Source organism: Pseudomonas sp. CHM02 (assembly GCF_000612585.1).
In the GTDB taxonomy this organism is placed as follows: Bacteria; Pseudomonadota; Gammaproteobacteria; order Pseudomonadales; family Pseudomonadaceae; genus Aquipseudomonas.
The window spans coordinates 146,613-171,649 of sequence record NZ_JFCA01000001.1; the positions used below are offsets into that span (position 1 = coordinate 146,613).

Here is a 25,037-nt window from a genome sequence, read left to right on the forward strand (position 1 = left end):
AGCTCCCACATTGAATCGTGTTCACTCAAACCGCAGGATCACTCGGCGGTTGTGCTTGCTCTTCTTCTCGATCTTCTCGCAGAACACCCGGCCGATTTCTTCGGTGTTGATCACATGGGTGCCTCCGCATGGCTGGATATCGATCCCGGCAATTTCAATCACCCGCACCGAACCCTGGATCACCGGCGGCGCTACCGCCTGCGTGCGGGTGATCTGCAGCAGGGTGGAATACTCCGTTGCCGGCATCGACAGGGTTTTCACCGGATGGGCCTGCTCGATCAACGCATTGAGGTCGCGGGTGATGCTGTCTTTGTCGAGGGTCATTTCCGGCAGGTCGAAATCCAGGCGGCCTTTGTCCGCACTGATGCTGCATCCCGTCACGGGGGCGTCGATGATCGAGCACAGCAGGTGCAGGCAGGTGTGCATCTTCATGTGCTGGTAGCGCCGGTCCCAATCGAGTCCGGCGTCCACCTGCACGCCAGCGGTCAATTGCGCGGGGCAGTGTTCCACCTGGTGCCAGATGATGGAACGTAACACCGGGTCGCGCACCGTGCCCGTCACTTCGATGCGCGTACCGTCGGCCAGGGTGAGGTGGCCGGTGTCTCCCGGCTGCCCGCCGCCAGTGGGGTAGAACAGCGTGTGTTCCAGGGCGATGCCGTGTTCGCTGACGGCAATCACCCGGGCGCTGAAGGCGTTCTGGTAGGGCGCGCTGTCGAACAGCGCCAGGGTTTCCATGGTATGCACGGACATGTTCAACCTCCGACGATCAGTGGGCTGGCTTGCAACAAGGAACGCACCATCGCACTCAAGCCAGGGGGGGAAAGCAGGGTGATTTCAAATTCCGGGCCGCAGACTTTCAGGTTCAGCGGCAGGCGCGGCAGCGGGTTGCCTGACTCGACGCGGTGCAGGCGAAACTGCAGGTGGTGACGCTCCTTCACCGTGGGCTCCAGCAGCAGGCCGGGCAGGGGGTGGAAGTCGGCATCCAGCACCGTGACCTTATGGCTGATATTGACCTCGCCCACCACGTGCAAACGCTCATTCAGGGCGAAAGCACCGAGGTAGTTGCTGTGATCCGACTCGTCATTTTTTTGTAGCTGGATCTGATTCACCACCTTCACCTTGGTGCCGGCGGGTACATCCTGGGTGATTACGCAGGATGGGCTGATAAACACGTTGTCGCCGATCAGCACATAGCCGAGCACGCGGGCGCCGGAGCCGACCTCGACGTTGTTGCCCAGGCGCGGGTGGCGCTTGCCGTCGGGGTTGTTGGCGATACCGCGGGCGCCCAGGGTCACGCCGCAGAGGATGTAGCAGTCATTGCCGATCTCGCAGGTTTCACCGATCACCGTGCCGTAGCCGTGGTCCAGCACAAAGCGCCGCCCGATACGCGCCGCCGGGTGGATCTCGGCCCCGGAAAGCACCTTGCCCTGGTTGCTCAACTTGAGGGCGATGCGGGAGAAAGTCCCGTTGGTCTGGTCGGGAAAATTCCACACCAGATGCGCCAGCCGGTAGTACAGCACCGCCTTGAACGAGGCGTAGGACTCCAGGATCAATTCGCCGCGCCCGCGTGATGCGGGGTCGCGGTAGGCGTAGGCGATCAGGTCTTCGGCCACCGCCTGGGCGGCATTCTGGATCAGCGGTGCCAGGTGCGGTTCCAACTGCTTCATCTGCGCGGGCGTGAGGGTCTTGATGAGGTGAGTGAGCAATTCATCGTGCAACTGTTGCATGTCGATAAAGCTGCCCATGAAGGCACCCCCGTAGTCTGGTTGGATGGAAAACCGCTTATTCGAAACAGGGCAGGTAGCTGTCGGCATTGTCGTAGACCATGGTCAACACCACCGTTTCGGGCGGCAGTTCGGGGGCGAGTTGGGCGATGGCGACCATGTTCGCTGCGGAAGACAAACCCAGGCTGATGGCGTCGGTACGCATGATGCGTTTCATCATGTCGATGCAGGCCAGGCGCGAGACCTTGAGCATGCCGTCGATCACGTCCAGGTTGAGGATGCTCGGGATCAAGCCGATCGACAGACCCTGGATATGATGCGGCGCGTGCTGGTTTTTCAGCAGGTCGCATTCTTCCGGTTCCACGCCCATGACGCGCAAGCCTGGCCAGGCGGCTTTCAGGGTTTCGCCGATGCCGGTGATATGCCCGCCGGTGCCGATGCCGCTGACAAAGTAATCCACCCGTTGCTTGCCGAAGGCGCGAAGGATTTCCGGTGCGGTGGTGTCACGGTGGGTTTGCGGGTTGGCGCCATTGCGCTGCTGGTTGAGCATCACGTAGCTGGGGTTTTCCAACTGCAACTCCATGCACTTTTCGCCATGGGAATTGTTGCCCAGACGACTGTCCGACAGCACCACCTTGGCGCCATACAGGCGCAGCAACTTCTGCTTTTCGGGGCTGTAGTTGTCGGGGATCACCAGCACCACTTTGTAGCCCAGCACATTGCCGGCCATGACCAGGCCGATACCGGTATTGCCGCCGCTGGGCTCGATGATGGTTTGCCCGGAATCACGGATCAGCACGCCCCGGCGTTCGGCATCGAGGATCATGCCCAAGGCGATGCGCGCCTTGTGGCTGCCGCCGGGGTTGAGGGATTCGAGCTTGGCGTAGACCTCAATGCCGAGGTCTTCGGAAAACTGCGCCAGGCGCACGATCGGCGTTTGGCCGATCACGTCGAGAATGGAGTTATGCAACATCATTCAGCCCTCGGCTCAATACAAAGGCATGTCGGGTTCGACGTCGCGCACCCAATGCTTCATGCCGCCCTGCAGGACTTTGGTGTTGGCGAAACCGGCGGCCAGCAAAGTACTGGCGGCTTGCTCGGCGCGGGTACCGGCGTAGCAGATCAAGTAGTGGGTGTTGTCGCGGCTGAGGCTGTCGAGGTGGCCGTCGAGTTCCGCCAGGGGGATATGCACCACGCCCGGCAGCTTGCACACCTCCAGTTCGCTGGCATCGCGCACGTCCAGCAGCACGTCGGCGCTGCTGTGGTGTTCGAGTACCTGCTTGAGCACGCGAGGCTTGATGTAGCGCTCTTCGGCCAGGGACGGCCGGCTGGGCAGGGCATCCGCGCAGACGGTGGGCGCCAGGGTTTCGCTGTGGCGCGCCTCGGAGCAGCAGGGGCAATCGGCGCGGCGCTTGAAGCGGATCTCGCTGAACTTCATCGCCAATGCATCGAAACGCATCAAGCGGCCGGACAACGGTTCGCCGATGCCAATCAGCAGCTTGATGGCCTCGGTGGCCTGAATCATCCCGACCACACCGGGCAACACGCCGATCACACCACCCGCGCTGCAATTGGGGGCCAGTTCGGCGGGCGGCGCGCTGGGGAACAGGCAGCGGTAGCACGGCCCGCCTTGATAGTTGAGCACGCTGATCTGCCCGTCGAAGCGGTAGATGGCGCCGTACACCAGGGGTTTGCCCAGTTGTACGCAGGCATCGTTGACCAGATAGCGTGTGTCGAAATTGTCGGTGCCGTCGATCACCAGGTCGTAGGCGCCCACCAATTCCAAGGCGTTGTCGGCATTCAGGGCTGTGTCGTGGGCGTTGATCTGGATATGACTGTTGAGGTCTTGCAGGCGCTGTTTGGCGGACTCCACTTTTGGCATGCCCAGCGTGCTGTTGCCGTGGACGATCTGACGTTGCAGGTTGCTGCTCTCCACCACGTCGAAGTCCACCAGCCCCAGGGTGCCGATGCCGGCGGCGGCCAGGTACAGGCTGATGGGCGAGCCGAGGCCGCCGGTGCCAATGATCAGCACCTTGGCTTTCTTGAGGTTCAACTGGCCTTCGCGACCGACGCCGGGCAGGGTGATATGGCGTACGTAGCGTTGTACTTCTTCGTTGCTCAGTGCATCGACATCCATGCCGCCGGACGTGGCGAGCAGGACTTCGATTCTGGCTTTTTGCGGCAAAGGCTCGTCGGCGTCGATCAGTGCTTCTTCGGCCGTAAACAGAAAGTGTTCCTTGAGCTGGTTGTTCTTCTCGTGGAACAGGTGCGGGCGCAACTGCGGGTGGCTGCTGCAGAGGTTTTCAATGACTTCGCGCAATGTCGATCCGGTGCCCTCGAGGGTCGATTCCGGCAGCTTGGCCACGCGAACCAGAATGTCGGGGAAAGAGACAGCGTTCATGGACAACTCCGTGTGCAGGTCGTTGAAAGGTTGAAGGGCGAAATGCTTGCCATCCCAGGCAAACAGCTTGGAACCCAGGGCCTGGCCTTGGCGAACGTCTACCACCAGATAGCTGACGGGGTAGATCGGCTCGCCCATGAACAACGCCTTGTCCTGGTCTTCGTCGCTGAAGTAGGCACCGACATCCGGGTGGGAGTGGTAGATCACCACCACCGGGTTGTCGCTGCGAAATGCCTTGTTCATCAGCAGGGTGTCGGCCACCGAGAATGTGTAGCCGTTGGCCGCGCTGCGTGGGTACATCTCGGGGTTCTTGCGGTTCAGCTCGTTCTGGATGTTGCTGCCCAGATACACACTGCCGTCGGCGAAGACAAAACCACAGCACTCCTCGGGGTAGCTGCGGTTGGCGTGGGCGTAGATCTGTTCCAGGGCGGTGGGGCGGAGGACGTCCATGTGGCTCTCGCGTTGCTTTGAAGGGGTCAATTTTTCTTGGCCAGGAGTTTTTCGACCGGCAACTTGGTGATCGCAAAGCCGGCGAGCAGGATGGCCGAGTACAGCATCAGGTCGCGGGAAATCGACACGCCTTCGTACCAGGCGCCGATGATGACCGCGAATACAGGGAAGATGATGAACACGAATGACAGGATGATCGGGCTCAAGCGCTTGAGCAGCATGAAGTACACGATGAACCCGCCTACCGAGGCCACCAGTCCGAGGTAGAACAGTGCGCCCCAGGAACGCAGGGTGATGGCGTCGAAGGTCGGCGCTTCAAACCACAGCCCGGCGACGAACAGCATCAGCCCGGCAATGCCGATGGGCAGGGTGTTGTAGGTGATCACGCTGATGGCGCTGCCTTTCTGCTTGGTAATGACATAGCACAAGGCGTGCATGATCGCGGCGGTCAGAATGGCCAATACCCCGAAAAACTCGGCGTGATCCAGGTGCAGGCCCTGGCTCTTGATGATCATGTAAAGGCTGCCGAAGCCGATACCGATGCCGACCACCTGGGAAAAGTAGATGCGTTCGCGCAGGAACAGCGCGGAGAAAATCAGGATGAACACTGGCATGCAACTGAACAGCAGTGCGGTCAGGCCGGACGAAACATGCATCTCGCCGTAGTTGAGCAGGTAGTAGGGCACGCTGAAGTAGGACAGGGTCACGAACACGAAGAACCAGCGGCTCTCACGGGGAAACAGGATCGGCTCGCGGCGCACCATGGCAAAGCACAGGAACAGCGGGAAGGCGATGAGAAAGCGCAGGCCCGCGGACGTCAGTGGCGGCACGCTCTCCACGGCAATCTTGATCCCCAGCCAGGTGGTGCCCCAACTCAGGCACACGATCAGGAACATCACGCTGGTGACCAGCCCGGCCAACCACTGTTTTTGGGTTTTTGTCTTGGCGGTGTTTTCGAGAACGGCGGACATTGGCATCGTTTATTGCTTCCCTGAGCCGGAATTGAACTCTATATTGAGCTTGTAATGAGTTGTAAAATTCGGCGATTGAACCCGTAAAAGCACACTATTAGGGCGAAAGATGGCTGTCAAAACAAATATTGACATGGTGTCAATTATGCGTGAGGGGTTGTCCAACGGGCAGGGCGTGAAGTACAAGCGCCTGTCCGATGTCATGGAACGGGGCATCCTCGAAGGCTTGATTGAACCGGGAAGAAAACTGCCGCCCCATCGGGTGCTTTCCGACAACCTGGGTGTGACGATCGGCACCATCAGCCGGGCCTACGGCGAGCTGGAACGCCTGGGGTTGGTCGTGGCGCGGGTCGGTGATGGCACTTTCGTGCGCAAGCGTGGGATGGAGCGCCAGCGCGATGAGGGTTTTCGCAACTTCAGCGAAGAGCCGCGCCAATACTTCGACATGAGCCGAAACATGCATATCCCGGGGCAGGAGACGGTGTTCCTGGCCCAGAGCTTCCAAACCCTGTCGACCAACGCCAAGTTTCTCCAGGACATCAGTGCCTACACCCCGGACGCCGGCCTGCCGCGCTATCGCGAAGCAGGCGCGCAATGGCTGGTGCAGCGCGACTTTCATCCGATTCCCGAGCAGGTCATCTGCGTCAATGGCGGCCAGCACGGCTTGCTGTGCGCGATGATGGCGCTGTTGCGGGCGGGCGATACGGTGGTCACCGAGCAACTGACTTACCCTGGCCTCATTACGGCTGCGCGCATGCTGGGCATCCGCCTGATCGGCCTGGAAATGGACGAAGAAGGCGTGCTGCCGAGCGCGCTGGACGAAGTCTGTCGTAATCACCGGATTTCAGCGCTGTATTGCACGCCGACGATCCAGAACCCGACCACCGCGGTGCTCTCGGTGGCGCGTCGCGAAGCGCTGGTCAAAGTGTGTCGCGAACACAACCTGCTGATTCTTGAGGATGAAGCCCACGGTGTACTGGTGGAAGACCGGCCGCCGCCTCTCAGCCATTTCGCCCCTGAGCGCACGATTTTGATCAGCAGCCTGAGCAAAGCGGTGTCTGCCGGGCTGCGCGTGGGCTATGTGCATGCGCCACCCGCGCTGGTCAGCCGTATCTCGGCGGCCTTGCGTTCGACATGCTGGATGGCCACGCCCGTCACCCTTGAGCTGGCCACCCAGTGGATCGAGAACGGTACGGCGGAGTATCTGCTGCGCCAGCAGATCAATGAGATCAGTCGACGCAAGGCCCTGGTGCGCGACCTGCTGACGGGGCTGGAATACCGCACTCATCTCAACAGCCCGCATTTCTGGATCGAAGTGCCGGAGCCGTGGCGCGCGTCGGAGATCGAGGCGGAGCTCAAGCAGAACAATTACCTGATCGCCACCGCCGAAGCCTTTGCCGTGGGGCAGACGGCGGTTCCGCAGTTCATTCGGGCGAGTATCTGCAATACGTCGGGGGATGATCAGTTGTTGCGGGCCGGGTTTGATGCGCTAGCGACCGCGCTGGGGCAGGGCGGGGGCAGATTCCACCTGTAAGCCTTGACCCTTGTGGTGAGCGGGCTTGCCCCGCGCGAGGCAAGCTCGCTCACCACAAAGGGTTAGGCAGACAGCATTATTTGAAGCGCCGCTCTACGCCTTTCTCCACCAGAATCTTCGCCGAAATCTCTTCCACCGAAAAATGCGTGGAATTGATGTGCGCAATATTCTCGCGGCGGAACAGATTTTCTACTTCACGCACCTCGAACTCGCACTGGGCATAGCTCGAATAGCGGCTGTTGGGCTTGCGCTCATTGCGGATCGCCGTCAGTCGGTCCGGATCAATGGTCAAGCCGAACAGCTTGTGCGAATGCGCACGCAAGGCAGCTGGGAGCGTCAGGTGCTCCATGTCATCCTCGGTCAGCGGGTAGTTGGCTGCGCGGATACCGAATTGCATGGCCATGTACAGGCAGGTGGGCGTTTTGCCGCAGCGCGACACGCCCACCAGGATCAGGTCGGCCTTGTCGTAGTAATGAGTGCGGGCGCCGTCGTCGTTGTCGAGGGCGAAGTTCACCGCCTCGATACGCTCCATATAATTGGAGTTATGGCCAATGGAATGGGACTTTCCGACCGAATAGGAAGAGTGTTCACTCAACTCCTGCTCCAGCGGTGCCAGGAAGGTCGAGAAAATGTCGATCATGAAACCATTCGACGTTGCGAGAATCTCACGAATGTCTTGATTGACGATGGTGTCGAAAATGATCGGCCGAAAGCCGTCTTTTTCTGCCGCCAGATTGATTTGTTGTACCATGGCCCGCGCTTTATCCACGCTGTCGATATAGGGCCGCGTGAATTTGGCGAAGGTAATGTTTTCGAACTGCGCGAGCAGGCTTTGACCCAGTGTTTCGGCTGTGATGCCGGTGCCGTCGGAGATAAAGAAAGCAGATCGTTTCATTTGAGCCCTGGGCCTTAAGCTGATGGCGAATCTTGGATATGATAGGCGCGATTTTGCCGTCCCGCAGTGGGCCGCATTCTCACTTATTTTCCAGGTCCAGGCCACAAGCGCTGGCGAACGCTCCTACTGAGCAGCCGGCGTCCTGAGCTTTTCCAACACAGAAAGTGGAGAGATCACCTTGGTAGAGTACGTAGTTTCCCTCGATAAGCTCGGCGTCCATGATGTAGAGCACGTGGGGGGCAAGAACGCATCCCTCGGCGAGATGATCAGTAATCTTGCAGGCGCTGGTGTGTCGGTGCCCGGTGGTTTCGCCACCACGGCCCAGGCTTACCGCGATTTCCTCGAACTGAGCGGCCTCAACGCTCAGATCCACGCCGCGCTGGACGCCCTGGACGTCGATGACGTCAATGCCCTGGCCAAGACCGGTGCCCAGATCCGCCAATGGATCATGGAAGCCGAGTTCCCCGAGAAGCTCAACGAAGAAATCCGCACCGCCTTCGCCACCCTGTCGGCCGGCAACCCGGACATGGCCGTCGCCGTGCGCTCGTCGGCCACCGCCGAAGACTTGCCGGACGCCTCCTTCGCCGGCCAGCAAGAGACTTTCCTGAACATCCGCGGCGTGGAAAACGTGATCCGCGCGGCCAAGGAAGTCTTCGCCTCGCTGTTCAACGACCGTGCGATTTCCTACCGTGTGCACCAGGGGTTCGACCATAAACTGGTGGCCTTGTCTGCCGGTGTGCAGCGCATGGTGCGTTCGGAAACCGGCACCGCCGGCGTCATGTTCACTCTCGATACCGAGTCGGGCTTTCGTGACGTGGTGTTTATCACCGGCGCCTACGGCCTGGGCGAGACCGTCGTACAGGGCGCGGTCAACCCCGACGAATTCTACGTACACAAGGGCACCCTCGAAGCGGGTCGCCCGGCCATTCTGCGCCGCAATCTGGGCAGCAAGGCGATCAAGATGATCTACGGCGACGAGGCCAAGGCCGGTCGCTCGGTTAAAACCGTTGAAGTCGACAAGGCCGAGCGCGCGCGTTTCTGCCTGACCGACGCCGAAGTCAGCGAGCTGGCCAAGCAGGCGATGATCATCGAAAAGCACTACAAGTGCCCGATGGACATCGAGTGGGCCAAGGACGGTGACGACGGCAAGCTGTACATCGTGCAGGCCCGTCCGGAAACCGTGAAGAGCCGCACTTCGGCCAACGTCATGGAGCGCTACCTGCTGAAAGAAACCGGCACCGTGCTGGTGGAAGGCCGCGCCATTGGCCAGCGCATCGGCGCGGGCAAGGTGCGGATCATCAAGGACGTGTCCGAAATGGACAAAGTCCAGCCAGGCGATGTGCTGGTCTCCGACATGACCGACCCGGATTGGGAGCCGGTGATGAAACGCGCCAGCGCCATCGTCACCAACCGTGGCGGACGTACCTGCCACGCGGCGATCATCGCCCGTGAACTGGGGATTCCTGCGGTCGTGGGCTGCGGCAATGCGACCCAACTGCTCAAGGACGGCCAGGGCGTGACGGTGTCCTGCGCCGAAGGCGACACCGGCTTTATCTTCGAAGGCGAGCTGGGCTTCGACATCAAGCAGAACTCCATCGATGCCATGCCGGACCTGCCGTTCAAGATCATGATGAACGTCGGCAACCCGGACCGTGCCTTCGATTTCGCGCAGTTGCCGAACGCCGGTGTGGGCCTGGCCCGTCTGGAGTTCATCATCAACCGCATGATCGGCGTGCACCCCAAGGCCCTGCTGAACTATGACGGCCTGCCGCTGGACATCAAGGAAAGCGTCGACAAGCGCATCGCCGGCTACAACGATCCGGTAGGGTTCTACGTCGAGAAGCTGGTGGAAGGCATCAGCACCCTGGCGGCGGCGTTCTACCCGAAAAAGGTCATCGTGCGTCTGTCGGACTTCAAGTCCAACGAATATGCGAACCTGATCGGCGGCAAGCTCTACGAGCCGGAGGAAGAAAACCCGATGCTGGGCTTCCGTGGCGCCTCGCGTTACATCAGCGAAGCGTTCCGTGATTGCTTCGAGCTCGAATGCCGTGCCCTCAAGCGCGTGCGCAACGAGATGGGCCTGACCAACGTCGAGATCATGGTGCCGTTCGTCCGCACCTTGGGCGAGGCGAGCCAAGTGGTCGACCTGTTGGCTGAAAACGGCCTGTCCCGTGGCGAAAACGGCCTGCGCGTGATCATGATGTGCGAATTGCCGTCCAACGCCATCCTGGCCGAGGAATTCCTGGAGTTCTTCGACGGTTTCTCCATCGGCTCCAACGACCTGACCCAGCTGACCCTGGGCCTGGACCGTGACTCCGGGATCATTGCGCACCTGTTCGACGAGCGTAACCCGGCAGTCAAGAAGTTACTGGCGAACGCCATCCAGGCCTGCAACAAGGCCGGCAAGTACATCGGTATCTGTGGCCAAGGCCCTTCCGACCACCCTGACCTGGCCAAATGGTTGATGGAGCAGGGCATCGAAAGCGTCTCGCTGAACCCCGATTCCGTGCTGGAAACCTGGTTCTTCCTGGCGGAAGGCCAAGCGTCCGCCTAAGGTCGTTACGTCAAAAGTGCCGGTCACCTGTCGAGGGTGACCGGCATTCTTATCTGTGCAGGGCGGAACTCCTTCCGGACGCCGCCCTTTTTTGTGCAAGAGCATTATGCAAAGCAGCAGCAACCTGTTTCCCGTCGCCCTGATCAGCGCTGAACGTCGTGGCGACCTGAGTGAAGATGTGTACCGCCTCAAGCCCGGTAACAGCCCCGACGGCACCGTCGAGCTGGCCGTTACCCGTCTGGGCCTGGCCGATGTCCCGGAAAGCCGGGGCATGCCGGTTATTCTGTTGCACGGCAGTTTTTCCAACCGGCGCTTCTGGTATTCGCCCAAGGGGATCGGCCTGGGTGCCTACCTGGCGCGCCAGGGGTTTGATGTGTGGATCCCGGAAATGCGTGGGCATGGTTTGTCCAAACGCAACCATGACTACGCCCGCAATCGCGTCGCTGACTATGCGCGCTATGACTTGCCGGCCATTGGCGCGTTCGTGCGTGAGCAAAGTACGCAGATTCCCCATTGGATCGGCCATTCCCTGGGCGGCACGGCCTTGGCGGCGGCGCTGGGGGGCCAACACCTGGGCGCGCCGGCAGTGGCTTCGGTGGCGCTGTTTGGTTGCCAGGTCAGCCGCACCCACTGGCCATTGAAACTGCCACCGGTGGAATGGACCGGCCGCTTGCTCCTGAAGCGTTTCGGCGAACTGTCCGGCCCGCGGTTCAAGCGTGGCCCCGAAGACGAGCCGGCAGGCGTATTGATCGAAGCCATGCGCTGGAATGGCCTGTTTGGCCGCTTTGGCGAGGGCAAGAACGACTGGTGGAAAGGCCTGGCAAACGTCGATGTGCCGTTGTTGGCGGTCAGTGCCGCCGGTGACGATCAGGACCCTGACTGGGCGTGCCGCACGCTGTTCGAGCAAGTCGGTTCCGAGCACCGGCAGTACCTGTGCCTGGGGCGCCAGCAAGGTTTCAGCGGGGATTTCGGGCACGTGGAAATGCTCGTCAGCAAGGCTGCACAGGCCGAAGTGTGGCCACTGGTGGAACAGTGGTTGAACGATCCACTCACCCCCTTGTTCGGCGCACGGGCCCAGGTGTTGGCCACGGTTTGAGGCAGCGCTCTGCCAAGGGCGTTTCACTCGTGTGTGGTTGCGGCTAAGATATGACGCGTTAAACGCTTCTGGTCATATTCAGTCGCGCAGTGGCTATTGCGTTGCGGCGAAGCGGATGGGATGTTTCGCACCTGCCTGGGCTGGCGCTTCTTTCGAAAGACACTTCTTTGACAGAAAGGAATTTTTCAATGAACCATTACGTGACCCCCGATCTGTGCGACGCCTATCCGGAACTGGTGCAGGTGCTCGAGCCGATGTTCAGCAACTTCGGCGGCCGAGATTCCTTCGGTGGCGAGATCGTCACCATCAAATGCTTCGAAGATAACTCCCTGGTCAAGGAGCAAGCCGACCAGCCGGGCGCCGGCAAGGTGCTGGTGGTCGACGGTGGCGGTTCCCTGCGCCGCGCGCTGCTGGGTGACATGATCGCCGAGAAAGCCGCGAAAAACGGCTGGGAAGGCCTGGTGATCTACGGCTGCATCCGTGATGTGGACGTCATCGCCCAGACCGACCTTGGCGTGCAGGCCCTGGCCAGCCACCCGATGAAAACCGACAAGCGTGGCATTGGCGACTTGAACGTAGTGGTCACGTTTGCCGGCGTGACATTCCGCCCGGGTGAGTACATCTACGCCGACAACAACGGCGTGATCGTGTCGCCCAGCGCGCTGAAAATGCCTGAATAAACTGCTGTAACCGACGGGGTAAGGATGTTCGAGGAAGAAAACGCGCAATGGGGGCTGGTGCATGCCCTGGTGCTGGACGGTAAAGGCGGTGCGCGTTCGATTGCCCGGACCGAGCTCGACGACTTGCAACTGCAGCCCCAGGAAAGCCTGTGGCTGCATTGGGATCGCAGTCACCCGCAAACCCAGACCTGGCTGCGCAAATCCAGCGGCTTGAGCGAATTCGCGTGTGATCTGCTGTTGGAGGAGAACACCCGCCCGCGCCTGTTGCCATTGCCGGACTCGGAGCTGTTGCTGTTCCTGCGTGGAATCAACCTCAACCCGGGCGCTGAGCCGGAAGACATGGTGTCCGTGCGTATCTTCGCCGCGGCCAGCCGGGTGATTTCCCTGCGTTTGCGCCCGTTGCGCGCCACTGACGAACTGCTGGTGCAACTGGCGGATGGCAAGGGGCCGAAGACGGCCTCTGAACTCATCCTTTATATGGCCCAGTACCTCACCCATAAAGTGCAGGACCTGGTCTCGGACTTGTCCGAAATCGTCGACGTAGAGGAAGAAAAACTCGATACCGACGAACGGTATACTCCGGAACATGGCAGTATTTTGCAGATCCGTCGACGGGCGGCTGGGCTGAAGCGATTCCTCGCCCCGCAGCGGGATATTTTTGCCCAGCTCACGCGGATCAAATTGCCGTGGTTCTGCGATGACGATGCCGACTACTGGAACGAATTGAACAACAGTTTGACCCGCTATCTGGAAGAGCTCGAATTGACTCGAGAGCGCGTGGGGCTTGTGCTTGAGGCCGAAGACCGGCGCTTGAGCGTACGCATGAACCGCACCATGTACCGCTTCGGGATCATCACCGGGATCTTCCTGCCAATGAGTTTTCTCACCGGCTTGCTGGGCATAAATGTGGGCGGGATTCCGTTCTCTGCCAGCCCCTATGGATTCCTGGTGGCGTGCCTGTTGATGGTCTCGGTCGCACTTGGACAATGGTGGCTTTTTCGACGATTGCGCTGGGTTTGAGCTGAATATGACCTGAACGTAGGAAGGGTCTTATGTGACCCCAAGAATTTTACCCTCGTCTTTTAAAACACTTGCGAGAGGTCTTTATGCACGATCCGTTCGAACAGTCTTTGCGTGACATGCTCAATGCCTCGCCGTCCAACCGGGACGACGATGCCTGCCTGGGTCGCGTGTTGAAAACCGCCAACCGCCAGGTCGGTGCGGGAGACCTGTTCGGTCTGCTCGGCCGCTGGGTACCGGCACTGATGATGGCCCTGAACAATGGTTCGGCCCACGTATCGCCCGTTTCCCGTCGTAAACCTCTTGCTCGCACTGCTGATAAGGCTGATTGAATATGGAACTTGATCTCTGGACCCAGAGCCTGGTCACCGCGATGACCGCATTGTGGACCAAGGTGGCGAATTTCATTCCCAACCTGTTTGGTGCCCTGGTGCTGGTGCTGCTGGGGTTTGTCGTGGCCAAGCTGCTCGACACCCTGCTGTCCAAACTGCTGGCTAAACTGGGCCTGGACCGGCTGATGGCGGGCACCGGCCTGACCAAGCTGTTAGGGCGTGCGGGGCTGCAGGTACCGATCTCGACATTGATCGGCAAGATCGTTTATTGGTTTGTTTTGCTGATTTTTCTGGTTTCTGCGGCTCAATCCCTTGGACTTGAGCGAGTTTCAGCTACGCTCGACATGCTGGCGCTGTATTTGCCGAAAGTTTTCGGCGGCGCGCTGGTACTGCTGGTAGGCGTTTTGCTGGCACAACTGGCCAATGGGCTAGTGCGTGGCGCCGCTGAAGGCGTGGGGTTGGACTATGCCGCCGGCCTGGGACGGATTGCCCAGGGGCTGGTGATCATCATCAGTATTTCGGTCGCGATCAGCCAGTTGGAGGTCAAGACTGACCTGCTCAACCACGTGATTGTGATCGTTTTGATTACCGTTGGTCTGGCCGTTGCGCTGGCCATGGGGTTGGGTAGCCGGGAAATTGCCGGTCAGATTCTTGCGGGAATCTATGTGCGTGAGTTGTATCAGGTTGGGCAACAGGTGCGTGTAGGCGAGGTCGAAGGGCAAATCGAGGAGATCGGCACAGTCAAGACGACGGTGCTGACCGATGACGGCGACCTGGTGTCGTTGTCCAATCGGATTCTCCTGGAGCAGCAGGTCAGTAGCCGCTAACCCGGCAAACCCTGCTAATGTACGCCGCCGCTGGCCCGGCTGACCGGGCGTGGCGGACATTGACCTGACTGTCGGCACGACTTGTTTTGAATAAAGCCCAAACGCTGTCCACGCGCTATGACCCCCGTGAGCTCTCTGATGAGGAGTTGGTCGCGCGCTCGCACACGGAGCTGTTTCACGTAACTCGCGCGTACGAAGAATTGATGCGCAGATATCAACGCACTTTGTTCAACGTTTGTTCAAGGTATTTAGGGAACGATAGAGATGCGGATGATGTCTGTCAGGAAGTGATGCTCAAGGTGTTGTACGGCCTGAAGAACTTCGAGGGCAAATCGAAGTTCAAGACATGGCTATACAGCATCACGTACAACGAGTGCATCACGCAGTATCGGAAGGAACGGCGAAAGCGTCGCTTGATGGACGCTTTGAGTCTTGACCCCCTCGAGGAGGCGTCTGAAGAAAAGGCGCCGGCACCCGAGGAGAAGGGCGGGCTTGATCGCTGGCTGGTGTATGTGAACCCGATTGACCGGGAAATTCTGGTGCTACGATTTGTCGCAGAGCTGGAATTCCAGGAAATCGCTGACATCATGCACATGGGTTTGAGTGCTACAAAAATGCGTTACAAACGTGCTCTTGATAAATTACGTGAGAAATTTGCGGGCGAGACTGAAACTTAGTGCGTGGCAAATATCTCTTACGTGTAGGCAAGTTCTGTTAGACTTGTCGCCGAGTTGTCCCCCGGTTTGTGGGACTGCTTTACAATCACCAGATGGGGATTTAACGGATGAAACTGAAAAACACCTTGGGCTTGGCCATTGGTTCTCTTATTGCCGCTACTTCTTTCGGCGTTCTGGCACAAGGCCAAGGCGCAGTTGAAGGCGAGCTGTTCTACAAGAAGCAGTACAACGATAGCGTCAAGCACATCGAAGACGGCTTCAATCCTGGCGCTCGCATCGGTTACTTCCTGACCGACGACCTGTCCTTGAACCTGTCCTACGACAAAACCAACCACACCCGTTCGAACGACGGTACTGGTAACCAGAAGATCAAAGGCGATACCGGCAGCCTGGTTGCCCAGTATCACTTCGGTCAAGCTGGCGTAGACAGCCTGCGTCCATACGTAGAAGGCGGTTTCGGTCACCAGAGCCGTACCAACGTTCAGGCTGACGGCCACAGCGGTCGCGACCAGACTACTTTCGCTACCGTTGGTACTGGCGTGAAGTACTACTTCACCAACAACCTGTACGCTCGTGCCGGTGTTGAAGCTGACTACGGCCTGGACAACGGCAAGTGGGACTACTCCGCACTGGTTGGCCTGGGCGTGAACTTCGGCGGTAACGCTGGCGCAGCTGCTCCAGCTCCTACCCCAGCACCAGCTCCAGAGCCAACTCCAGAGCCAGAAGCTCCAGTCGCTCAGGTTGTTCGTGTTGAGCTGGACGTCAAGTTCGACTTCGACAAGTCGGTTGTTAAGCCTAACAGCTACGGCGACGTGAAAAACCTGGCCGACTTCATGGCTCAGTACCCAGCTACCAACGTAGAAGTTGCTGGTCACACTGACTCCGTAGGTCCAGACGCTTACAACCAGAAGCTGTCCCAGCGTCGTGCTGACGCTGTTAAGCAAGTCCTGGTTAAAGACGGCGTTGCTCCTAGCCGCATCACCGCAGTAGGTTACGGCGAATCCCGCCCAGTTGCTGACAACGCAACTGAAGCTGGTCGTGCTGTTAACCGTCGCGTAGAAGCGTCGGTAGAAGCTCAAGCTCAGTAATGACTGAGTGGTAGAAAAAAGCCCGGCTTAGGCCGGGCTTTTTTTCGCCTGGAATTTGCCTCAGGCGCTGGCCGCTGCTGCGAGGTAGGCGGCCTGTTCGCTGCCGGCGACACGGCCGATCACCAGGATCGCCGGGCTCTTCAAGGCAAATGCCTGTGCATCTTCATGCATACGTGCCAGCTCGCTGCGGCATTCGCGTTGCTGGGGCAGCGATGCGTTTTCGATCATCGCCACCGGCATATCCGCCGCCATTCCGCCGTCCAGCAATTGCTGGCGGATCTCCTCCAGCTTCGCCACACCCATATACACCACCAGGGTTGTCCCGCCCTCGGCCAGGGCACGCCAATTCAGGCGACTGTCGTCCTGGGTATGCGCCGTGACCAGGGTCACGCCACGACTTACCCCACGCAATGTCAGCGGTACCGCGCAATTCGTCGCGCCCGCCAGCCCCGCCGTAATGCCGTTGACCAACTCCACCTCGACGCCCCGCTCACGCAGCCACAGGGCTTCTTCACCGCCGCGCCCGAAAATGCATGGATCGCCGCCTTTGAGCCGCACCACGCATTTGCCCTGGCGCGCATGGCGCAGCATCAGGCGATGGATAAAATCCTGTGGCGTCGATCGGCAGCCACCGCGTTTACCCACGGTAATCACCCGCGCTTCAACGCAGTGTTCCAGTATCGCCGGGTTCACCAGGTCATCGATCAGCACCACGTCGGCTTCGCGCAGGGCTCGCACGGCCTTGAGGGTCAACAGCTCCGGGTCGCCGGGACCTGCGCCTACCAGCCAGACTTTTGCATTCATAGGGTGTTCCTCGTCCAGGGATGACGTCAGCGGTGAAAGAGTGAGTACAACAACACCAGGTTGATCAGCATCGACATCAGTCCGAGCGCGCGCCAGACCTTTAAGGGTTCACGTTCCAGCAATGGTCTGGGGCGGATGCTCAGTTCCTGGCGTTCAGCTTGTTCCAGCACCCGTAGCCATTCTTCGGCGGTTTCATAACGGTTGTCCGGGTGGGCAGCCACGGCCCGTTCCAGGCTGAGTGGCAGCCAATCCGGCAAGTCAGGGCGGTAGCGGCTGGCGCTTACAGGTTGGGCGAACCTGGGCCTTTGGAAGGCTTCGATTTCACCGTAGGGGTAATGCCCGGTCAGCAGGTAATACAGGCTGACACCCACGCTGTATAAATCCTGTTGGGGCGTAGGGCGTTCACCATTGAACGCCTCGGGCGCGATATAGCTTGGCGTGCCCGGCAGTGTGTGGGCGCGGTCTTCTGACAGGCCCGGACAATACGCCAGGCCAAAGTCCAATACACGCAGTTCACCGTCATCCCCCAGCAGCAGGTTTTCCGGTTTGATATCGCGGTGCAGGATCTGCCGTCGATGCAGCATGCCCACCGCCCGCAGCAAGCGTTCGGCTATCGACTGCCATTGCGCCAGGGGCAGTGGGCCGTGATGCTGGAACAGTTCGGCCAGGGTTTGGCCGGGATATTCCCGCATCACGTAGTACAAATGCTGGCGCCCGCTGCCGGAATGGACTTCAGGAAATGCCCGCCCGGCAACCCGGCGTAGAAACCATTCCTCCGACAGCAAGGCCTGGCCGGCATCGCTGTCATCGTCACGGCTCAACGGCAGGGTTTTCAGCAGCCAGGGCTGTTGCTGGGCATCCCGCACTCGATACAGCAACGACTGGCGGCTTTGCGCCAAGACGCTTTCCACCTGCCAGCCTTCAAAGTGTTGCCCGGTTTTCAAGGTTGGTGGCAGTGGCCATTGCTGCAACTGCACGAGGGCATCGCCGAGAGTGGCCGCGCCCAAGGTGTCGACGCGTACCAGCAGGGCGCTGGCATTGTCCTGGCTGCCGGCCAGGTGTGCGGCGTTCACCAGAGTATTGACGGCCGGCTCCAGGTCGGTTTGTTCGCGCAGAATCGCCTCGATGCTGTGATCGCCCAGGGTTGCCCACACGCCATCACTGAGCAGCAGGAAACATTCGCCTTCGCGCAACTGACCGTCGAGAAAATCCAGTACCAGGTGCTGATCCAGGCCAAGGGCGCGCTTGAGCACATGCTGCATGCCCGGCTGTTCCCACACGTGATCCTCAGTGATGCGCTGCAATTCGCCATCCAGCCAGCGATACGCCCGGCAATCGCCGATATGCGCCAACGTAAAGCGCTGGCCACGAAACACCAGGGCGCTGAGGGTGGTCAGCAACGGCTGGCCACCGCCATTGGCTTGCAACCAGCGATTCTGTGCCAGTAATAGACGCTCAAGGGCCTGGGCCACGCCCCAGGTTTGCGGTGTGGCGTAGTAATCCAGCGCCAGCGCCTGCAAGGTCGAGCGCGCAGCCAGGCCACCATCGGCGCACTGGCTCACGCCGTCGGCGATCGCGCACAGATAGCCTTTGCTCGCCGCCAGTTCGGCGACAGGGGTCACCACCCGCAGGGCGTCCTGGTTTTCCTCCCGTGGGCCGATGGCGCTGGCATAGGCGACGCTCAGTTGCAGGCTCATCAGACCCGCGCAGCCGTCACGGCGGCCGAGCCCCAGGTGGTTCTCCAGCGACGTTTCACGCCATGCAGGCCGAACCAGGCCAACACGCCGAGGCTGGCAAACAGCCAAAGCGCCATCTGATAACTGCCGGTGCTTTGTTTGATCGCGCCCATGCCGGCCGCCAGGGCAAAGCCGCCGATGCCGCCGGCCATGCCGATCAGGCCGGTCATTACGCCGATTTCGCGACGGAAGCGCTGCGGCACCAATTGGAATACCGCGCCATTGCCCGCACCCAGGCCGAGCATGGTGCAGACGAACAGAGCCAGCGCCGCATAGGAGCTTGGCAGGTTGAAGCCCACCGCCGCGATGCAGATCGCCGCCACGCTGTACATGCCCAGCAGGGTACGAATGCCGCCGAAGCGGTCCGCCAGGGCGCCGCCCAGTGGGCGCATCAGGCTGCCGCCGAACACGCAGGCAGCGGTGTAGTAGCCGGCGGTCACCGGGCTCAGGCCGTACTGGTCGTTGAAATAACCGGGCAGGGCGCTTGCCAGGCCGATAAAGCCGCCGAAGGTCACGCTGTAGAAAAACATGAACCACCAGCTATCACGATCGCCCAGCGCCTTGAAGTAGTCGGCCATGGACTTGGCCTTGGGCCGTTCAGGGGCATTGCGCGCCAGCCAGGCAAACACGATCAGGGTCAGCACCAGCGGGATCAGCGCGAAGCCGAAGACGTTGCTCCAGCCAAAGGCAGCCGCCAGTACAGGCGCCAGCAACGCGGCGAACACCGTGCCGGAGTTGCCCGCACCGGCGATGCCCATGGCCTTGCCCTGGTGCTCGGCCGGGTACCATTGGGAGGCCAGCGGCAGCGCGACGGCAAACGAGGCGCCGGCCATGCCGAGGAACACGCCCAGCAGCAAGGCCTGCTCGTAACTGTGGATTCCCAATTTCCAGGCGCCGAACAGGGCGCCGATCACAATCACCTGGCCGATCAGCCCGGCGGCCTTGGGTGACAGCTTGTCCGCCAGCATGCCCATCAGGAAACGCAGCACCGCACCTGCGAGGATCGGCGTCGCCACCACCAGGCCGCGCTGTTGGGTGGTCAGGTGCAGGTCGTTGGCAATCTGCACCGCCAAGGGGCCCAGCAGGTACCAGACCATGAAGCTCAGGTCGAAATACAGGAACGCGGCAAACAGGGTCGGGGTGTGCCCGGATTTCCAGAAGCTTGATTTCATCACGCACCTCAACGGTTGGGAGTCTTGTAAGAAGGCCTGGTGATGGAACGGCCGGCGAAAGCCGCCCCACCGGCCCCGCTCGCGGGGCCAAAACGAAAAAACGCCGCCACCGGGTTCGCGAGGGCAAACCGGGTGTGCGACGTCTTTGTCGTGGAGGGGCAACCGCCGTTGGCTACCTGTGATGTTTACTTAGCAAGAGCTGCGCCAAATCAGCCCAGCAACTCACTCATGGCGATAATCTGCTCCGCCACCTGGATCAGCTTCTGCTGGCGGCTCATGGCCTGGCGGCGCATCAGGGTGTAGGCCTCTTCCTCGTTGCAATCTTTCATTTTCATCAGCATGCCCTTGGCCAGCTCGATGCGCTTGCGCTCGGCCAATTGCTGGTCCCGCGCCTGGAGCTGAGCGCGCAAGGCCTGGTCGCTTTCGAAGCGAGCCATGGCTACGTCGAGGATCGGCTGCAGGCGCTGGGCCTGGATGCCTTCGACGATGTAGGCGCTGACGCCGGACTTGATCGCCTGGCGCATCACATTCGGGTCGTGTTCATCGGTAAACATCACGATGGGACGCGGTTGATCGCGACTGACCAGGACCACTTGCTCCATCACATCGCGGCCCGGTGACTCGGTATCGATCAGGATGACATCCGGGCGCACCGTTTCGACGCGCGCGGGCAGGTCGATGGTCAGGCCGGACTCATCGATCACCTCAAAACCGGCCTCGATCAGCGCAGCCCTGAGGCGGCCGACCTTGCGCGGGGTGTCGTTGATCAGGAGGATTCGCAGCATCGTGGGCCTCCTGTCAGCGCAAGGCATGGCGGCTGGAATGATCAGCCATGGCGTGCAGGCGGAAGCTGCGCGCATAGCCGGTGGGATCGGAGCCGTCCCAGACTTTGCCGTCGATCAGCTGACTGCTGCGCATATCCTTGCCGTTGTCGGCGATGCCCAGCGCGTTGGCCGCTTGACGATAGAGCGCCAGTTGCTGCACCTGGCGGGCAACGCCCAGGTAGTCGGGGTCCTCGCGCAACAGGCCCCAGCGGCGGAACTGGGTCATGAACCACATGCCGTCGGAGACGTAGGGCAGGTTCACCTCGCCACCGGCGAAAAAGCGCAGGGCGTGGGGATCCTGCCACTGGTTGCCCAGGCCATCGTCATAGGCGCCCAGCAGGCGTGGCTCGATGCAGTCGAGTGGGGCGTCCAGGTATTCGCGGCCACTGAGCAATTGCGCGGTGGAACTGCGGTTTTCGCTGCTTTCTTCGATAAACCGGCTGGCTTCCAGGATCGCCATCACCAGAATACGAGCCGTGTTGGGGTACTGATCGACAAACGCCTGAGTGCAGCCGAGCACCTTTTCTGGATGGTCCGGCCAGATCGCCTGGGTCGTCGCCAGGGTAAACCCTTGGTTTTGTTTCACCGCGCTGGCGCACCAGGGCTCGCCGACGCAAAAGCCATCGATGCGTCCGGCTTGCAGGTGCGCAACCATTTGCGGGGGCGGGACCACCACGCTGTCCACATCCTGTAAAGGGTGAATGCCTTGGCTTGCCAGCCAGTAATACAGCCACATGGCGTGGGTGCCTGTGGGAAAGGTCTGGGCGAAGGTCAGTTTTGTTCGGCTTTGGTGCACGTGGCGGTCCAGCGCCTCAGGAGTGATCACCCCTTGCTGTTGCAAGCCGTGGGACAGGTTGATGCTCTGGCCGTTCTGGTTGAGCCCCATCAGCACGGCCATGTCGGTGGGCGCGACGCCGCCGATGCCCAGGTGCACGGCATAGATCAGTCCATACAGGCTGTGGGCGGCGTCCAGCTCGCCGCTGACCAGTTTGTCGCGCAGGTTGGCCCAGGACGATTGGCGCTTGAGGTTCAGGGTCAGGCCATAGGGCTGGGCGAAACCCTGGGTGGCCGCCACGACCAGCGAGGCGCAGTCGCTCAAGGCCATGAAACCCAGGTCGAGGCTGCTTTTTTCCGGGGCATCACTGCCGTTGACCCAGGCCAGCGGGTCGTTCATCGGGCTGTCGCCTGCCGAATCGTTCATCAACACCTACCTTTTCATTCAAAAAAAAGCGTCGTTCCCTCAGATGGCGATACAAGCCAATGCGGGTAACGACGCCTTTGTCCGTAAGCACGCTCCGCCGTTGGCGCGGGCTCTGATACAGAGTCCGTAGCAAGGCACATGCCACGGGCGGCGAGGCCGGGCAGTCGTCAACTTTCCATCAAGATTGAAAGCGGGCAGCCTTTCAGTATGGCGGCACTTTCAATGCCAGACCGCCCAGGAAACCACACGGTGCACGCCGACTTCCCTGCAACGATGCCCCGCTTCCGGTTTTTCCGGTGGTTATTGTTTGCCGCGCTGTTTGCCGCGCTGGTGTCGGAAAGTGCGCTGGCCTGGGGCGAGCTTTACCAGGCAAGGGACGAAAGCCTGCATACCGTGTTGACCGCACTGTCGGAGCCGCTCGGGTTGCCGATCGTTGTCAGCCAGGCGGTGGCACGTAAGCGCCTCAGCGCCGCGCTGGATTTTGATACGCCACAGCAGACCCTGGAGGCGCTCGCCCTGCAACAGGGGTTGATCTGGTATGGCGACGGTCAAGCGCTCTATGTCTATGACGCTGATGAGGCAAAGCGCTCGGTGGTGACCTTGCGGCACATTTCCGTCGACAGGCTGCGCAGCCTCATGCGCCGCTCGGGCATTGACGAGTCACGCCATCCCCTGCGTGAAAGTGGAGGGCGAACATTTTATGTGTCGGGTCCACCGAATTACGTCGACCAGGTGTTGCGCCTGGCCCAATTGATGGACCGGCAACGCGCTGATCTGCGGGTGGGCAAGCAGGCCTTTGCCGTCATTCAAGTGCTCAACACCGATGTAGCTGACCGACAGTACGGCACGCGCGACAGCCCGATCACCGTGCCGGGGATGGCGTCGATGGTTGAGACGCTGCTGGCCAGCGAGCATCAGGGGTTGCTGTCCGACAAAAGCCTTGGCGTGATCGCCTATGCGGACAGCAACAGCCTGCTGATAAAGGGCAAGCCGGCGCAGGTGAGTTTTATCCAGAAACTGGTGGCGGAACTCGACATACCCAAGCGGCCCATCCAGGTCTCGCTGTGGCGGGTGGATGTGGAGCGCACTGAACTCAAGAAACTGGGGCTGGACTGGGATGGGGAGGCCAATGCCTCACCCACCCGAGTCCTGACCCCGCTGGACGACAGCCAACTGATGGCCAGGATTGGCGCGTTGGAGCGTCGTCGACGAGCGAGGGTGAGCCCATTGCCGGTGATTCTCACTCAGGAGAATGTTCCCGCGGTGTTTCAGGACAACCACACGTTCTATCTGTCTTCCCCCGGCAGCGACCGAGCTGATTGGAAACCGGTGCGTTATGGCACCCAGGTCAGCGTGCTGCCGCGTTTCGTCGAAAACAACCAGATCGAGATGCGCCTTGAGGTTGAAGAAGGGCGTCAGATGAGTGAGGAGGGGCCGCGTGAAAAAAACACGGCAGTGGGGCGAGTGAACGTCAACAGTGTGGTGCGAGTACCTCAGGGCAGACGCCTGTGGCTGGGCGCATTTGATCGCGGGGCAGAAGGACGAGGGCCTGGTCGTCCGGCGCAAGTGCGGCTGTTTGTGATCCAGGCCAGGGCCCTGGACGGCGAGTTGAAGGGGGAGGCCACAGGGCCACCCCCCTTGACGGCTACGCAATACGAGCGTGTTCAGCGTGCGTTTGTTCGGCAGGGGCGCGATGCCTCACCGTGAGCAAGGTGGTAACCCATGCATCTGGAAATTTTGCTACAGGAACAACTGATCAGCCGCCGACGCCTGGCGGCCTTTGCACCTGGGAAGGTACTGCCGTTGGCGCCGCAGATAACCCATTGCGTAGAGATTCGGGTTAATGGGCAGTTGATGGCCTTGGGCGAGCTGGTGCAATTGGAGGACCGGCTGGGGGTAGAGTTGCACGAGGTGTATCAGGCGTGGCTGCCTGGAAACGGTGAGCGGTGAAACGTCTTACGGCACGGTCTCCAAAACCGCTGGATATATGGGTTTTTTCCTAGCGTGAGTCTTGAGGCAGGTTCTTATAGTCGTGACCTGAGTCAGTAATGAACATGAGGACTTCAATGTCAGTAGTCGGATGCCGAGGTAGCAATGGCTGTTGTGAGTGAAGGAGGGACGGCGACCCCTTTGGTTTTTGCATGCTGGACCCTGCACGGCGATGGTCGCCTGACAGGCACGGTATCGGACGTTCAGTTACCGCCCAAGGAGTGGCAGGTGTTGCGGCTGCTGCTGGTGTCGGGGGGCGTGCTGATGACCAAGGATCGGCTGCTGGAACTGGCCTGGCCTCAGGGGGAGGTTGCCGAGGAGTCGCTGACTCGCTGCATCTACTCGCTGCGCAAGTACCTTGGTGCCGACAAGGGGTTTATCAAGACCATCTACGGTCGCGGCTATCGTTTTACCTGCCCGGTGCGAGCCGAGGGCCATGCGCCAGGCCGCATGGAGCATGTGTGCTCGTCCTGCGGCCAACTCAGCCACGGCTCGGTGAAACATGGCTCGGTGAAACATGACTAGGTTCTGGAGCACGAGCTTGGCGTTGAGCGTGATGATGGTCGGCAATCACGCATTGGCGTTTTGCTGGGAGCAGGCTGCCAGCCACCACAATATCGAGCCGGAGTTGCTGCAAGCGATCGCCGCCGTAGAGTCGGGCTTCCGTGCGCAGGCAATGAATCACACCAACCGTAATGGCACCCGGGACATCGGCCTGATGCAGATCAACAGCACCCACTTGCCGCGCCTGCTCAAGCAAGGCATTACCGAGGATCGGTTGCTCAATGAGCCCTGCCTGTCGGTTGAGGTGGGTGCTTCGATTCTCGCCGAGTTCATCCAGCGCTTTGGCTACAACTGGACAGCGGTAGGCGCCTATAACGTCGGGCCAGGGGCCGGGCCCGAGCGTGAGGCGTTGCGCATGCAGTACGCGCAGAAAATCTGGGCGTATTATGAGCAATTGGTCGCGCATCGCTATTGATGATTGAGGTTCACGCCTCGCGCGCTCGCCGTCACCCCGGCTATAATCGCCGTCACCTTTCGCCGCCACCCGAGTCTAGCCCG

24 protein-coding genes are annotated in these 25,037 nt (G+C 60.6%); 13 read left to right on the forward strand and 11 right to left on the reverse strand.

The genetic code is table 11. From position 1 onward, the window contains the following. Window positions 1–21: 21 nt before the first annotated feature. Genes BM70_RS0100705 through BM70_RS0100725 form a run of 5 tightly spaced genes read right to left on the reverse strand, consistent with a single transcriptional unit; the run spans window position 22 to window position 5,495 of the window. On the reverse strand, window positions 22–750 hold the full coding sequence (locus BM70_RS0100705; RefSeq protein ID WP_025854219.1) for an alanyl-tRNA editing protein: 729 nt from the start codon (window positions 748–750) through the stop codon (window positions 22–24). A gap of 2 nt (window positions 751–752) precedes the next feature. Then, entirely contained in the window at window positions 753–1,745 is a 993-nt protein-coding gene (locus BM70_RS0100710; RefSeq protein WP_025854220.1) for a serine O-acetyltransferase, read from the reverse strand. 37 nt (window positions 1,746–1,782) lie between these two features. Then, a complete protein-coding gene (locus BM70_RS0100715; RefSeq protein ID WP_025854221.1) occupies window positions 1,783–2,697 on the reverse strand; it encodes a PLP-dependent cysteine synthase family protein in 915 nt (304 codons plus the stop codon). A gap of 15 nt (window positions 2,698–2,712) precedes the next feature. Continuing rightward, complete coding sequence (gene moeB / locus BM70_RS0100720; RefSeq protein WP_025854222.1) at window positions 2,713–4,575, reverse strand: molybdopterin-synthase adenylyltransferase MoeB; 1,863 nt, start codon at window positions 4,573–4,575, stop codon at window positions 2,713–2,715. A gap of 26 nt (window positions 4,576–4,601) precedes the next feature. Continuing rightward, window positions 4,602–5,495 carry a DMT family transporter gene (locus BM70_RS0100725; RefSeq protein WP_177326520.1) on the reverse strand — a complete coding sequence of 298 codons (894 nt, stop codon included), beginning with the start codon at window positions 5,493–5,495 and terminating at the stop codon, window positions 4,602–4,604. Window positions 5,496–5,655: 160 nt separating this feature from the next. Between BM70_RS0100725 and BM70_RS0100730 the strand changes: the two genes are divergently transcribed. Beyond that, entirely contained in the window at window positions 5,656–7,080 is a 1,425-nt protein-coding gene (locus BM70_RS0100730) for a PLP-dependent aminotransferase family protein (protein WP_025854224.1), read from the forward strand. A gap of 76 nt (window positions 7,081–7,156) precedes the next feature. On the opposite strand, the gene BM70_RS0100735 is transcribed toward BM70_RS0100730, so the two are convergent. After that, a complete protein-coding gene (locus BM70_RS0100735; protein WP_003193298.1) occupies window positions 7,157–7,975 on the reverse strand; it encodes a pyruvate, water dikinase regulatory protein in 819 nt (272 codons plus the stop codon). 178 nt (window positions 7,976–8,153) lie between these two features. Here BM70_RS0100735 and ppsA point away from each other — a divergent pair, with 178 nt between their 5' ends. The 8 genes from ppsA (at window position 8,154) to BM70_RS0100775 (ending at window position 16,249) form a co-directional block, all read left to right on the forward strand. Further along, on the forward strand, window positions 8,154–10,529 hold the full coding sequence (gene ppsA / locus BM70_RS0100740; protein ID WP_025854225.1) for a phosphoenolpyruvate synthase: 2,376 nt from the start codon (window positions 8,154–8,156) through the stop codon (window positions 10,527–10,529). A 106-nt stretch (window positions 10,530–10,635) separates the two neighbouring features. Further along, window positions 10,636–11,625 carry an alpha/beta fold hydrolase gene (locus tag BM70_RS0100745; protein WP_025854226.1) on the forward strand — a complete coding sequence of 330 codons (990 nt, stop codon included), beginning with the start codon at window positions 10,636–10,638 and terminating at the stop codon, window positions 11,623–11,625. Between the two features lie 188 nt (window positions 11,626–11,813). After that, on the forward strand, window positions 11,814–12,305 hold the full coding sequence (gene rraA / locus BM70_RS0100750) for a ribonuclease E activity regulator RraA (protein WP_025854227.1): 492 nt from the start codon (window positions 11,814–11,816) through the stop codon (window positions 12,303–12,305). Between the two features lie 24 nt (window positions 12,306–12,329). Beyond that, window positions 12,330–13,325 (forward strand): zinc transporter ZntB, encoded by a 996-nt coding sequence (locus BM70_RS0100755; protein WP_025854228.1) that lies wholly within the window; start codon window positions 12,330–12,332, stop codon window positions 13,323–13,325. 86 nt (window positions 13,326–13,411) lie between these two features. After that, entirely contained in the window at window positions 13,412–13,657 is a 246-nt protein-coding gene (locus BM70_RS0100760; RefSeq protein WP_025854229.1) for a hypothetical protein, read from the forward strand. 2 nt (window positions 13,658–13,659) lie between these two features. After that, the gene (locus tag BM70_RS0100765; protein ID WP_003175519.1) at window positions 13,660–14,484 is read left to right on the forward strand and encodes a mechanosensitive ion channel domain-containing protein; all 825 of its coding nucleotides are present in this window, start codon (window positions 13,660–13,662) and stop codon (window positions 14,482–14,484) included. An 86-nt stretch (window positions 14,485–14,570) separates the two neighbouring features. After that, window positions 14,571–15,161, forward strand: coding sequence for an RNA polymerase sigma factor SigX (sigX, locus tag BM70_RS0100770; protein WP_010208495.1), 591 nt, complete (start codon window positions 14,571–14,573; stop codon window positions 15,159–15,161). A gap of 107 nt (window positions 15,162–15,268) precedes the next feature. Then, window positions 15,269–16,249: an OmpA family protein gene (locus BM70_RS0100775; protein WP_015885346.1), complete on the forward strand. Its 981-nt coding sequence runs from the start codon at window positions 15,269–15,271 to the stop codon at window positions 16,247–16,249. Between the two features lie 60 nt (window positions 16,250–16,309). Here the strand turns inward: BM70_RS0100775 and cobA are convergent, their stop codons facing one another. From cobA to BM70_RS0100800, 5 genes are all read right to left on the reverse strand, one after another. Beyond that, the gene (gene cobA, locus BM70_RS0100780) at window positions 16,310–17,053 is read right to left on the reverse strand and encodes a uroporphyrinogen-III C-methyltransferase (RefSeq protein WP_025854230.1); all 744 of its coding nucleotides are present in this window, start codon (window positions 17,051–17,053) and stop codon (window positions 16,310–16,312) included. Between the two features lie 26 nt (window positions 17,054–17,079). Next, window positions 17,080–18,750 carry a bifunctional protein-serine/threonine kinase/phosphatase gene (locus BM70_RS0100785; RefSeq protein WP_025854231.1) on the reverse strand — a complete coding sequence of 557 codons (1,671 nt, stop codon included), beginning with the start codon at window positions 18,748–18,750 and terminating at the stop codon, window positions 17,080–17,082. Next, a complete protein-coding gene (locus BM70_RS0100790; protein ID WP_025854232.1) occupies window positions 18,750–19,961 on the reverse strand; it encodes a NarK/NasA family nitrate transporter in 1,212 nt (403 codons plus the stop codon). Before BM70_RS0100790 ends, BM70_RS0100785 begins: the two co-directional genes overlap by 1 nt. Window positions 19,962–20,170: 209 nt before the next feature. Next, entirely contained in the window at window positions 20,171–20,746 is a 576-nt protein-coding gene (locus BM70_RS0100795) for an ANTAR domain-containing response regulator (RefSeq protein ID WP_015885342.1), read from the reverse strand. 13 nt (window positions 20,747–20,759) lie between these two features. Then, the gene (locus tag BM70_RS0100800; RefSeq protein ID WP_025854233.1) at window positions 20,760–21,986 is read right to left on the reverse strand and encodes a CmpA/NrtA family ABC transporter substrate-binding protein; all 1,227 of its coding nucleotides are present in this window, start codon (window positions 21,984–21,986) and stop codon (window positions 20,760–20,762) included. Window positions 21,987–22,235: 249 nt separating this feature from the next. On the opposite strand from BM70_RS0100800, the gene sctC reads away from it, so the two are divergent. The 4 genes from sctC (at window position 22,236) to BM70_RS0100820 (ending at window position 24,954) form a co-directional block, all read left to right on the forward strand. Then, entirely contained in the window at window positions 22,236–23,693 is a 1,458-nt protein-coding gene (gene sctC, locus BM70_RS0100805; protein WP_025854234.1) for a type III secretion system outer membrane ring subunit SctC, read from the forward strand. A gap of 15 nt (window positions 23,694–23,708) precedes the next feature. Continuing rightward, window positions 23,709–23,936 (forward strand): FliM/FliN family flagellar motor switch protein, encoded by a 228-nt coding sequence (locus tag BM70_RS0100810; RefSeq protein ID WP_025854235.1) that lies wholly within the window; start codon window positions 23,709–23,711, stop codon window positions 23,934–23,936. A gap of 144 nt (window positions 23,937–24,080) precedes the next feature. Continuing rightward, window positions 24,081–24,500 carry a winged helix-turn-helix domain-containing protein gene (locus BM70_RS0100815; protein ID WP_025854236.1) on the forward strand — a complete coding sequence of 140 codons (420 nt, stop codon included), beginning with the start codon at window positions 24,081–24,083 and terminating at the stop codon, window positions 24,498–24,500. Beyond that, window positions 24,493–24,954 (forward strand): transglycosylase SLT domain-containing protein, encoded by a 462-nt coding sequence (locus tag BM70_RS0100820; protein ID WP_025854237.1) that lies wholly within the window; start codon window positions 24,493–24,495, stop codon window positions 24,952–24,954. The genes BM70_RS0100815 and BM70_RS0100820 overlap by 8 nt, the downstream gene beginning before the upstream one ends. The last annotated feature ends 83 nt before the right edge of the window (window positions 24,955–25,037 follow it).